Origin of the sequence: Methylobacterium sp. WL9 (genome assembly GCF_008040035.1) — a bacterium.
Lineage (GTDB): Bacteria > Pseudomonadota > Alphaproteobacteria > Rhizobiales > Beijerinckiaceae > Methylobacterium > Methylobacterium thuringiense.
Window position 1 is genome coordinate 1 of the sequence record NZ_VRVE01000109.1, and the last position, 12,396, is coordinate 12,396.

Below are 12,396 nucleotides of genomic sequence, written 5' to 3' on the forward strand. Positions count from 1 at the left end.
GGCTCCGCCTCGCCCCGGCCGAGATGCGCCGACAGCACCACCGCCGCCGCCGCGCCACACGCCCCAGCTGCATCGACGATAGCCGGCACGGTCTCCGGCGGCGTGGCGATCAGGACGAGGTCCGGCGTTTCCGGCAAGGCCGCGAGATTCGCGAAACAGGGCTCGCCGTCGATTTTCTCGTATTTGCGATTGACCGGCCGGATCGCCCCGGCGAACCCGCCGGCCCGAAGCGAATCCATCACCGCGCGGCCGACCGATCCGTCGCGCTCGCCGGCGCCGACGATGGCCACGCTTCGCGGCGCGAGCATCGCCGCGAAGCCGTAGGTGCTCATGGTGTTGCCCGGATCTGCATCATGGCCGGCATGGCGTGGTGGTCCCGGTACGCATCCTGGCGAACACCATGCCTATCTCCGTATAGCATGCAGCAGTACCAGCGTTTCGTGCGAATTGAACACCTCGCGTCAATGCTCTCCCGCAGCTTCGAGACCCTCTCGGCCACGACCCACTCACCATGTGTCGCCCTGCGTCGCGTCTTCGAAACATCACGTGATTTCAACGTTTTGGCCGATCCGGCAACAGTTGCGGATGGCATCCCTCCCACCCGCCATCTCACGGCATCGTGAGCGCATTTCGCACGGGCGGCCCTTTCCCGCCTCGAAGATTGCGGTTCTCATGAAATATCGTCAGATCATGACTCCCGATTTTTCATGCGCCGAAGCAGACCGTGAACATTGGATGCATTCTCCAATAACGATAGGAAGATCACGGACTTACGCGCAGCCTGCGATGCCGCCGCCTGACTGATATGATATGTGTACTATTAAACATTTTGTCCTTAAGTTGCCGAATTGATTCGATCGGTCACAATCGGACTGCTGGATTTTTGTGTCGAGATCGTTCATCAACGCTGCATCATACTGATAGCGGGATCGCCTCTGCCCCGCCACGACAATGCGCGCCATGGGAAGGACCGGAGACGATGACGAGCGATACGGACACTTTGCTGGATCACGTCGCGTTGACCCGCGACATCGTCTCGACCTTCGTCGCCAACAACTCGCTGCAGCCAGCCGAATTGCCTGGGCTCATCACCGCAATCCATGCCACTTTGCAGCAACTCTCTGCGCCTCAGGCCGCCCTCCCGGCTGAGCGGCCCGTACCGGCCGTGTCGGTCCGCAAGTCGATCACGCAGGACTATCTCGTCTGTCTCGAAGACGGAAAGCAGTTCAAGTCGCTGAAGCGGCATCTGCGCAGCAAGTACAATTTAACGCCGGATGAGTATCGCGCTCGCTGGAACCTTCCGTCCGACTATCCAATGGTGGCGCCAAGCTACGCCAGCGAGCGCTCGCAGCTCGCCAAGGCGATGGGCCTCGGCAAGGAGCGGCGGGCGATCGCCGCGGAGTAATGGCGCCATCCACAGCTGTTTGGAGTCTGGACGCGCTGCTTACCTCCTTCTCAAGGCCCTGATAAGTCGGAGGAAATCGGAGAAGGGGACGCTCCTAGGGCCGTGCCACCCGTTTTCTGCTAGGCTCCCCGTTAGCGGTGGCGAAATCGGGATCTGAGACGGTTGCGCATCCTCGCCTTTGCGCGGGCTGCCATCGCTCAGGTCATGTCCGGTCGATCCAAGACGGTCTCCCATCTGTTCTGGACCTCCGTCGTCGGTGGAGGTTTCGCCCTGTTCCACGGCAGGCCCGCGCTTCTCGCCACACTTGGCCTGCTCGCGGCGATCGTGCTCTATCGCCTTGATCGGCCACGCAGATTCCGCGCCTTGGTCCGCAGGATCGCCAAGCGCCACGCGCGCATCCTCGCCCTACGCCGCCGCCAGGAGCGCTTCGTCGATGCCTACGGCAACATGGTCGAGGACGGCTGGCTGCGTGAGCGCGATTACTTCATCGAGCGAAGCCTTCTACCCAAAATTGAGGCGCGCGGCTTCGCGGATTACACCGAACCACGCTGGGACGACATGGTCGCCATCGTCGAGCGCGCGGCCTCCGCATTCCGCCTGCCGGCCGAAACCGACATGCCTGAGGACGGTATCGCCTACGAGCGCTACTGTGCAAACCTGCTTACCCGAGCCGGCTGGCAGGCCCGCCCGACCCAGGCCAGCGGCGACCAGGGCGCCGACATCATCGCCGAGCGCGGCGGTGCCCGCCTCGTCGTGCAGTGCAAGCGCTACGCTAAGCCGGTCGGCAATGGTGCCGTTCAAGAGGTCGCTGCGGCGGCCCGGCACTGGTCGGCCACGATGGCCGCCGTAGTCTCCAACGCCGGCTTCACGCCCGCCGCCCGCAAGCTCGCGGCCACCACCGGCGTGCTGCTCCTCCACCACGACGATCTTGCCGAGCTACATCCGATGCGTGCGGTCCGCAGATCGCGGCTACCGGCTTGATTCCTCGCGCGTTCCGACCGGAAGCGGGAGCCACCGGCGCCCATCGCGCGCGAGCAGTTCGTCGGCTGCCGTCGGCCCATCGCTGCCAGCGGCGTAGAGTTCGACCGGGGCGGATTTCCAGGCTTCCAGAAGCGGCTCAACGGCGGCCCAGCCGGCCTCGATGTTGTCGGCACGCTGAAACAGCGTCGCATCCCCCGTCATGCAGTCGTAGAGCAGGGTTTCGTAGCCGACATTCGGCTTCTCGTCGAAGAAGTCCTTGTAGAGAAACGAGGTTTCGACGCGGCCGAGGCGCATCTGCGGGCCCGGTGCCTTGACGTTGATCTCGGTAGTCTCGCCGGCATCCGGGTCGATCTGGATGCGCATGACGTTGGGCGCGACGTCGTCCGTCGGTGTATCGCGAAACAGCCGGTAGGGTGCTGGCTTGAAATGGACGGCGATCTCGGTGAGGCGGCCGGACATACGCTTGCCAGTGCGCACATAGAACGGCACGCCCGCCCAGCGCCAGTTCTCGATCTCGAGCTTGAGCGCGACATAAGTCTCGGTGCTCGATTTCTCGTCGACATTCGGCTCGTCACGGTAGCCGGCGACATCCTTCCCGTGTTCCGTTCCGGCTGCGTACTGGCCGCGCACCGCCTGATCCGGCTGGATCGGCTTAACGGCTTCCGCAAGCTTGGCTTTCTCGGTCCGCACGGCTTCGGCATCGAAGGAATTCGGCGGCTCCATCGCGACCATGCAGAGCAACTGGAACATGTGGTTCGGCACCATGTCGCGGAGCGCCCCGGTCGGCTCGTAGAACGAGCCGCGCATCTCCACGCCGACGGTCTCAGCCGCCGTGATCTGCACGTGGTCGACGTGTTCCCGCCGCCACAGCGGCTCGAACAGCCCGTTGGCGAAGCGGATCGCCATGATCGACTGGACCGTCTCCTTCCCGAGGAAATGGTCGATCCGGTAGAACTGGCTCTCGTCGGCTTGACGTAGGATCCGGGCGTTGAGGGCTTTCGCAGAGGCCAAGTCCGAGCCGAACGGCTTTTCGATCACCACGCGGCGGAATGCGTCGTCCGTCTGCTTGAGCAGGCCGGCCTGGCCGAGGCCGTCGACCACCGGTCCGAAGAACCGGGCGGCGACGGCGCAGTAGAAGATCGCGTTGCCGTCGATCTTCTTCGCAAGCGCTTGATAGCTTTCGTCTTTCTCGAAGTCGCCCTGGAAGAAGTGCAGCCGCTCGGCGATGAAGCCCCAGCTGGTTTTGTCGATGTGGTCGGCGTGGAATTCGGCGGTCTTGTCCTTTGTGAAGGACTGCATCGTGTCGGTGAGATCCTTGCGCCAGCCGGCGTCGTCGTTGGCGTTGTGGTCGACGCCGATGATCTTGAAATCCCGCGAGAGCAGGCCTCCGCCGGAGAGGTTGTAGAGAGCCGGCATCAGCAGGCGCTTGGTGAGATCTCCGCCGGCGCCGAAGATCACCAGCGTGCATGCCGGAGCCGGCGCGATGCCGGATTTGGAGGTGTCTTTCAGGGGGGCGTGCTCGGCCAAGGCTGGCCTCCGGATCGTTGCTGCGGCGCAAAAGCCGTCGGTCAACGGGTCAACCGTAGCCGCGTTCCCCGCCGCCTCACTCCTCGGTCCACACCGACTGGCCGTGATCGATCGGCAGGTCGAGCGCCCTCTCCTTCAGCTCCTCGCCGGTGGGGAGGGAGCGGGCGTCCCAGCCGCCGCCGAGGGCGCGGATCAGGTCGACTGCGGTGGTGAAGCGGTTGAGCTTCACCTGCAGGGCGGTGACCTCATTGTTCACGAGGAGCGCTTGGGCGGTGACCACGGTCGTGAAATTCTGGGTGCCGGCGCGGTACTCGTTGAGGGTGATCTCGACGGCCTTCCGGGCGGACACGACGGCCTCGTCCTGCTTGGCCTGCTGTCGGGCGAGGATACGGATGCCTGACAGACCGTTCTCGACTTCGCCGAACGCGGTCAGCACGGTCTGGCGATAGGTGGCGACCGAGGCATCGTAGCCTGCACGGGTCAATTGCAGGGCGGCGCTGCGGGCGCCGCCATCGAACAGGACCTGCGTGCCGGCCGCGGTCAGCGCCCAGGCGGCGTTGGTGGCCGAGAAGATGCCGTTGCTGGTCAGGCCGGCGAAGCCGCCGGTGGCCGAGAGCGTCACCGTGGGGAAGAAGGCTGCGACCGCGACGCCGATCTGCTCGCTCTGCGCCTGCACGAGGCGTTCGGCCTGCGCGATGTCGGGGCGCCGTTCGAGAAGCTGGGAGGGGATGCCGACCGGAACCGCGGGTGGGCGGTCGGCGAGCCGGCCGACCGGGATCCCGAGTTCGGACGGCGGCCGGCCGATCAGCGTCGCGAGTGCATGTTCGAAGACGGCGCGGTTGAGATCGGTCGCGATGACCTGCGCTTCCGTGGTCTGGAGCTGGGTCTGCGCGGTGATGACGTCGGAACGAGCTGCGACGCCGGCATTGTATTGGTTCTCGGCGATGCCGAGGCTGCGCTTGTAGCCTTCGACGTTCTCCTGAAGGACCTTCTTGAGCGAGTCCTGGTAGCGGAGCTGTAGGTAGGTCGTCGCGAGTTCCGCCTGGATGCCGAGCCGCACGAGTCCGAGGTCGGCCGCAGAGGCCTGCGCGCTGGCGACGTCGCTCTCCAGTTGCCGCCGGATGCGCCCGAACAGATCGGGCTCCCAGGTCGCCTGGCCCTGCAGCGCGTAGGTCGTGCGCTCGGCCCCGGCCGTGCGCGCCCGCGTGATCGTCGGCGCCCCGATGACTGTGGGAAATAGCGCCGCCCGCGACTGCGCGACGAGGGCGCGGGCTTGAGCGTAGTTCGACACCGTTGCGCGCAAGTTCTGGTTGTCGACATCGACCGAGCGCATCAGGCGATCGAGGGTCGGATCGTGCAACACCGTCCACCAGTCGCCGCGCACGGCACCGTCGTTCGGCTGCGCCGGCCGCCAATTTTTCCGGCTCTGGACCCAGGCGACGCTGTCCTCTCGCATGCCGCCTTCCTTGAACCCCAGCGGAGTCTCCACGGACGGACGCGAGTAGTCGGGCCCAACGAGGCAGCCGGAGAGGGACGTCGAGACCACGCAGGCAATGCCGAACGTCAGGATGCTGCGAGGCTTCCGCGCATCCCCTCTCCCCGCACGCTGGGAGAGGGCTTTGCCGGCCTTGTCGTCGGCAAAGCGAGGCGGCATCCGAAGGTGAGTGGGCGCTTCCGGAGTGGTCAATCCTGCAGCCGCCCCCTCACCTTCGCCCTTCGGGCTTGTCGCGCCGACGACGAGGTCGTCGCGACCCTTTCCTCGCGTGCGGGGAGAGGGGGGTGCGAACCCACCCGTTCTAGCCTCACGAGTGACCATCACTCGGCCGGGAACGCTGCCGCACCGCCGGCAGCGCGTTGGCCGCGCCGGTTCTTCGCCCAGTGGCGGAGGCGGTCGAGGTACAGATAGACGACGGGCGTCGTGTAGAGGGTCAGGATCTGGCTCACGATGAGGCCGCCGATGATCGCGATGCCGAGCGGTCGGCGGAGCTCCGCGCCCTCCCCGTTCGCCAGGACGAGCGGCGCGGCGCCAAGAAGCGCGGCCGCCGTTGTCATCATGATCGGCCGGAAGCGCAAGAGGCAGGCCTCGTAGATCGCATCGGCCGGCGCGGCGCCGCGCGTGCGCTCGGCATCGAGGGCGAAGTCGATCATCAGGATGGCGTTCTTCTTCACGATGCCGATGAGCAGGAAGACGGCGATCAGCGCGATGATCGTGAATTCGGTTCCCGTCACGAGGAGCGCCAGCACGGCGCCGATCCCGGCGGACGGCAGCGTCGAAAGAATCGTGATGGGGTGGATGTAGCTCTCGTAGAGGATGCCGAGAACGGCATAGACGGCGAGCAGTGCGCCAAGGATCAGCAGCGGCTGGCGCGAGGCCGAGGCCATGTAGTTTTTGGCAGCACCCGAGAACTCGCCGTGGATGGTTGCCGGCATGCGCAGGTCGGTCATCGCCTTCTCGATCGCGGCGGTGGCCTCCGACAGGCTCTTGCCAGGCGCGAGGTTGAACGAGACGGTAGTCGAGACGAACAGGCCCTGGTGCGCGACCTGGACCGGCGCGTTTCCGGTCTCGAACCGCGCGAAGGCCGAGAGCGGTACCATCGTTTCCTTGGCGCTCGACACGGGGGCGCTGGACGAGGCGCCGCCCTTCGATGCGGCGATGGCGTTCGAGGCGGCGTTGCGTGCGGAGTCGGAGGCAATCGTCGATGCGTCCGTGCCGGTCGATGCGCTGGTGGCGCCGACGCCTGCAGTAGGGGCGACCGTCGTGCTGGCGCTGCCCGGGGCCGGCATGCCGGTCGTCGTCGATGATGTGCCGCTGCTCGACATCGACGGCGAGGACGTGCCGGATGTCGTGGTCGCCGCAGCCGTCGGACCACTGACCGTGCCCGCGACCGCGTTCGTGACCGCCGAACCGCGGGCGTTGCCGCCCGATGTCGAGACGTAGATGAGTTTCAACGTCTCAGGGCTCTGCAGGTAACGCGGCGCGATCTCCATCACGACATGGTACTGGTTGAGCGGATTGTAGATCGTCGAGACCTGACGCTGGCCGAAGGCGTCGTAGAGGGTGTTGTCGATCTTGTCCGGCGTGATGCCGTAGCGGAACGCCGTCGGCCGATCGATGACGAGACGGCTCTCGAGCCCGCCCTCCTGCTGGTCGGAGGTGACGTCGGCGAACAAAGCGGTCTGCTTCTGAAGCTCCTGCACGAGCTTCGGCGCCGAGGCGTAGAGCTCGTCCGCCGAATCCCCCTGGAGCGAGTACTGGTACTGGGCGAAGCTCTGACGCCCGCCCATCTTCAGGTCCTGGCGCGGAAATAGGAAGAGCCGGGCGCCCGCGACCTGTGCGAGCTTCGGCCGAAGCCGCGCCATCACCTTCTCGATGGAATCGCGGGTTCCGAGCGGCTTGAGGCCGACGAAGACGTTCGCCGAGTTGGTGCCGCGTCCGCCGGTGAAGCCGACGATGCTCTCCACCGCCGGATCGGCTTGCACGATGGCGCTCGCCGCCTTCAGCTTCTGCGACATCGACTGGAACGAGATGCGCTGGTCGGCCTGGATACCGCCCATGAGCTGCCCGGTATCCTGCTCCGGAAAGAAGCCCTTCGGCACGATGACGTAGAGGTAGACGTTCAGCCCCATCGCCGCGAAGACGCTGAGCAGGACCAGCCGGCGGTGACGCAGCGCGAAGCCCAGCGAGCGCTCGTAGCCGCGCAGCAAGCCGTCGAAGCCGCCCTCCAGGATTCGCGCCACGATATTCGGCCGCTTCACCGGGCCGGCGGAACCATTGTGATGGGGTTTGAGGAAGCGGGCGCACATCATCGGTGTCGTCGTCAGCGAGACGACGAGGGAGATTAGGATCGCCAGCGAGAGCGTGACCGCGAATTCCTGAAACAGCCGGCCGACGATGCCGCCCATCAGCAGGATCGGCAAAAAGACCGCGATGAGCGACAAGCTCATCGAGATTACGGTGAAGCCGACCTCGCGGGCACCGAGCAGGGCCGCTTCGACCCGCGGCTTGCCGTCCTCGATGTGCCTCTGGATGTTTTCGAGCACGACGATGGCGTCGTCGACCACGAAGCCGGTGGCGATGATCAGCGCCATCAGCGAGAGGATGTTGAGCGAAAAGCCGAGCAGATACATCACGGCGAAGGTGCCGATGATCGAGATCGGCACGGCCACCGCCGGAATCAGCGTCGCGCGGCCGGAGCGCAGGAAAACGAAGACCACGAGGATCACGAGGCCGACCGCGATCAGCAGCGTCTCCTCGGTCTCCTTCAGGGAAGCGCGGATCGTGGCCGAGCGGTCGCCCGAGATGTGCAGGTCGATGTCGCCCGGCAGCGCCGCCTGGATCTGCGGGATCGCCGCCTTCACGCGGTCTACCGTCTCGACGACGTTCGAGCCGGGCTGCTTGTAAATGAACAGGATCACGCCGGGCTTGCCGTCGACGAGGCCGAGATTGCGCTTGTCCTCGACGGAATCGTCGACCTGGCCGACGTCGCTCAGGCGCACGCCGGCCCCGTTGCGGTAGGCCACGACAATGTCGCGATAGTCCGAGGCCTGCCGGCCCTGGTCGTTGGCGTAGAGCTGGTAGCGGCGGTCCCCAGCAGTCACGTCGCCCTTCGGCGAGTTCGCATTTGCCGACGCTAAGGCCGCGCGAATCCCTTCGAGGCCGATGCCGTAGTGGAACAAAGCCGTCGGATCGAGCTCCACCCGCACCGCCGGCAGCGACGAGCCACCGATGTCGACGTTCCCGATGCCGTCGACCTGGGACATCTTCTGCTGAACGACGGTCGCGGCAGAATCGTAGAGCTGGCCGGGCGAGAGCGTGTCCGAGGTCAGTCCGAGGATCAGGATCGGCGCATCGGCCGGGTTGAACTTCCGGTAGGTCGGGTTCTGGCGGAGCGCCGTCGGCAGGTCGGCGCGGGCGGCGTTGATCGCCGCCTGGACGTCGCGGGCGGCGCCGTCGATGTCGCGGTTTAGGCCGAACAGCAGGACGATGCGGACCGTGCCGGTCGAACTCGTCGAGGTCATCTCGTTGACGTCGGCGATGATCCCGAGCCGGCGCTCCAGCGGCGCGGCCACCGTCGTCGCCATGGTTTCCGGCGAGGCGCCGGCCATCTGCGCCTGGACGAGAATGACCGGAAAATCCACCTGCGGCAGCGGCGCCACCGGCAATCGCACGAAGGCGAACAGCCCCGCGAGCAGCACGCCGACGGTGAGCAGCGTCGTCGCGATCGGACGCCGGATGAACGGCTCCGAAATGTTCACGGGATGGCCTCGCCGGTCCGGTAGCCGCCCTCACGGCGGCCCATGATCCGCCGTTCCAGCCGGTCGAAGAACAGGTAGATCACCGGGGTCGTGAACAGCGTCAGCACCTGGCTGACGATGAGACCGCCGGCGATGACGATGCCGAGGGGCTGGCGCAGCTCCGAGCCCACGCCGGTTCCCATGATCAGCGGCACCGCCGCGAACAGGGCGGCGAAGGTCGTCATCATGATCGGACGGAAGCGGAGCAGACAGGCTTCGTAGATCGCATCGCGCGGGCTCATGCCCTCTTCGCGCTCGGCCTGGAGCGCGAAGTCGATCATCATGATCGCGTTCTTCTTCACGATGCCGATGAGGAGCACGATGCCGATGATCGCAATGATGTCGAGCGAGAGCCCGAAGAGCATCAACCCGAGCAGAGCGCCAATCCCAGCGGACGGAAGCGTCGAGAGGATCGTGATCGGGTGGATGAAGCTCTCGTAGAGGACGCCGAGCACGATGTAGACCGTGACGATCGCAGCCAGGATCAGGAACAGCTCGTTCGACAGCGCCGACTGGAAGGCGAAGACCGAACCCTGCGGCACCACGTTGAAGCTCGCCGGCAGGCCGACGTCTTTTCGGATCTGCGCGATCGCATCGACGGCCTGGCCGAGGGCGGCGCCCGATGCGAGGTTGAACGAGACGGTGGTCGCCGGGAACTGGCCGAGATGGCCGACGAGCAGCGGGGCGCGGCGCTCCTCGACGCGGGCGATGGCCGAGAGCGGCACCTGGCCCGAGGCGGCGGTCGAGGACGGCAGGTAGAGGTTGTTCAGCGAGTCGAGGGTCGTGTGCAGGGCCGGGTCGGCTTCGAGGATGACCCGGTACTGGTTCGACTGAGAAAAAATTGTCGAGATGATGCGCTGGCCGAAGGCGTCGTAGAGCGCGTTGTCGACGGAGGCCGGGGTGATGCCGTAGCGCCCAGCCGTCGGCCGGTCGATGGTGACGTAGGCGGCGAGCCCGTTGCCCTGGTAGTCGCTGGTGACGTCGGCGAGCAGCGGCGAGCGCTGCAGCGCCTCGACGAAGCGCGGCACCCAGGTCTCGAACTCGGAGAGGTTCGGGTTCTCCAGGATGACCTGATACTGCGTGGCCGAGACCGCCGTATCGATGGTCAGGTCCTGGACCGGCTGCATGTAGAGGCGCACGCCGGGCACGTCGCGGGTGGCGGCAGTGATGCGGCGGATCACGTCGCTGGCGCTGCCCGTCCGCTCCGCCTGTGGCTTCAGGTTGATCAGCATGCGGCCGGAATTTAGCGTCACGTTCTGCCCGTCGACGCCGATGAACGAGGACAGGTTCGCGACGTCCTTGTCCTTTAAGACGATGTCGGCGAGCCCCTGCTGGCGCTCGGCCATGGCCCCGTAGGACACGCTCTGGTCGGCCTGGGAGATGCCCTGGATCACGCCGGTATCCTGGACCGGGAAGAACCCCTTCGGGATCACCACGAACAGGTACGCTGTCAGCGCGATCGTCCCAAGGGTGACGAGAAGCGTCAGCGGCTGATGCGCGAGGACGACCCGAAGGGCACGGCCATACGCGGCGATGGTGCCGTCGGTCATTCGCCGGCCGAGGCGGGCGACGAAGCCCTCGCGGTGTTCGCCGTGCACGACCGGCTTGAGCAGCCGCGCGCAGAGCATCGGCACCAGCGTCAGTGAGACGAAGGCCGAGATGACGATGGTGGCCGCCAGCGTGATCGCGAATTCGTGGAACAGCCGGCCGACCACGTCGCCCATGAACAGCAGCGGGATCAGCACTGCGATCAGCGAGACCGTCAGCGACAGGATGGTGAAGCCGATCTCGCGCGAGCCCTTCATCGCGGCTTCGAGCGGCGTATCGCCGTCCTCGACGTGGCGGGCGATGTTCTCGATCACAACGATGGCGTCGTCGACGACGAAGCCGGTCGCAATGGTCAGGGCCATCAGCGAGAGGTTGTCGAGGGAGAACCCCCACAGGTCCATCACCGCCAGCGTGCCGATCAGCGAGAGCGGCACCGACAGGCTCGGAATCAGGGTGGCGGAAAAGCTGCGCAAAAACAGGAAGATCACCAGCACGACGAGGCCGATGGCGAGCATCAGCTCGACCTGCACGTCCTCCACGGAAGCGCGGATCGTGACGGTGCGGTCGGTGAGGAGCGCGACGCCGATGGCGGCGGGCATGCTGGCCTGCAGTTGCGGCAGCAACGCCTTGATCTTGTCGACCGTGTCGATGACGTTGGCGCCGGGCTGGCGCTGGATGTTGAGGATGACGGCCGGCGTCCGGTCCATCCAGGCGCCGAGCTTGGTGTTCTCGGCCCCGTCGACCACGGTCGCCACGTCCGAGAGCCGCACCGGCGCGCCGTTCTTGTAGGCGATGATCGCGCTGGAATAGACGGTCGGGTCGCGGACCTGATCGTTGGCGTTGATGGTGTAGCTCTGCGTCGGACCGTCGATGTTGCCCTTGGGCGTGTTGACGTTGAGGTTTCCGATCGTCGTGCGCAGGTCGTCGATATTGAGCCCGTAGGCCGCGAGCGCCAGGGAATTGAAGCGCACCCGCACGGCCGGCCGCTGGCCGCCGCCCATGCTGACGAGACCGACGCCGGCAACCTGTGAAATCTTCTGGGCGAGCCGCGTCTCCGCGAGGTCGCGCACCTGCGTGAGCGGCATCGTCTTCGAGGTCAGGGCCAAGGTCAGGACCGGCGCGTCGGCGGGGTTGACCTTGGCGTAGATCGGCGGCGCCGGAAGGTCGGAGGGCAGCAGGTTTCCGGCCGCGTTGATCGCCGCCTGGACAGACTGCTCGGCGATGTCGAGGGGGATGTCGAGGCTGAACTGCAGGGTGATGACCGAGGCGCCGGCCGAACTCTGCGACGACATCTGGTTCAGGTTGGCCATCTGGCCGAATTGTCGCTCTAGCGGCGCGGTCACGGCCGAGGTCATCACCTCGGGGCTGGCGCCCGGATAGAAGGTCTGGACCTGGATCGTCGGATAATCGACCGACGGCAGCGCCGAGACCGGCAGGTTCACGTAGGACACCATGCCGACGATCAGGATCGCCAGCATCAGCAGCGTCGTCGCCACCGGACGCAGGATGAAGATGCGCGACGGGTTCATGGTCTTCGCCTAGGCGGTCACGCCGATCACGGCGCGGCCTTGCGGTCGCGACCGCGTCGCCGCGGGGTATCGCCCGCCTGCGGCTGCGTGGCCTCGCCCGTGCCGTCCGGC

At 66.2% G+C, this 12,396-nt stretch carries 7 protein-coding genes; 2 read left to right on the forward strand and 5 right to left on the reverse strand.

Going from position 1 to position 12,396, the window contains the following annotated elements; genetic code table 11:
• The coding region (locus tag FV217_RS20415) for a CoA-binding protein (protein WP_187272654.1) at positions 1–332 on the reverse strand (332 nt) is incomplete at its 3' end.
• Between the two features lie 647 nt (positions 333–979).
• On the opposite strand from FV217_RS20415, the gene FV217_RS20420 reads away from it, so the two are divergent.
• Both FV217_RS20420 and FV217_RS20425 read left to right on the forward strand, forming a co-directional pair.
• Positions 980–1,405, forward strand: coding sequence for a MucR family transcriptional regulator (locus FV217_RS20420; RefSeq protein ID WP_147819340.1), 426 nt, complete (start codon positions 980–982; stop codon positions 1,403–1,405).
• Between the two features lie 204 nt (positions 1,406–1,609).
• The gene (locus tag FV217_RS20425) at positions 1,610–2,386 is read left to right on the forward strand and encodes a restriction endonuclease (RefSeq protein ID WP_147819348.1); all 777 of its coding nucleotides are present in this window, start codon (positions 1,610–1,612) and stop codon (positions 2,384–2,386) included.
• Here the strand turns inward: FV217_RS20425 and zwf are convergent.
• The 4 genes from zwf to FV217_RS20450 all read right to left on the reverse strand — a co-directional run bounded on the left by zwf (position 2,375) and on the right by FV217_RS20450 (position 12,285).
• Positions 2,375–3,913, reverse strand: coding sequence for a glucose-6-phosphate dehydrogenase (gene zwf, locus FV217_RS20430; protein WP_246683049.1), 1,539 nt, complete (start codon positions 3,911–3,913; stop codon positions 2,375–2,377). The genes FV217_RS20425 and zwf overlap by 12 nt on opposite strands.
• 76 nt (positions 3,914–3,989) lie before the next feature.
• Positions 3,990–5,567: an efflux transporter outer membrane subunit gene (locus FV217_RS20435; RefSeq protein ID WP_147819342.1), complete on the reverse strand. Its 1,578-nt coding sequence runs from the start codon at positions 5,565–5,567 to the stop codon at positions 3,990–3,992.
• A 161-nt stretch (positions 5,568–5,728) separates the two neighbouring features.
• The gene (locus FV217_RS20445) at positions 5,729–9,169 is read right to left on the reverse strand and encodes an efflux RND transporter permease subunit (RefSeq protein WP_147819344.1); all 3,441 of its coding nucleotides are present in this window, start codon (positions 9,167–9,169) and stop codon (positions 5,729–5,731) included.
• Complete coding sequence (locus FV217_RS20450) at positions 9,166–12,285, reverse strand: MdtB/MuxB family multidrug efflux RND transporter permease subunit (protein WP_147819346.1); 3,120 nt, start codon at positions 12,283–12,285, stop codon at positions 9,166–9,168. Before FV217_RS20450 ends, FV217_RS20445 begins: the two co-directional genes overlap by 4 nt.
• Between the last annotated feature and the right edge of the window lie 111 nt (positions 12,286–12,396).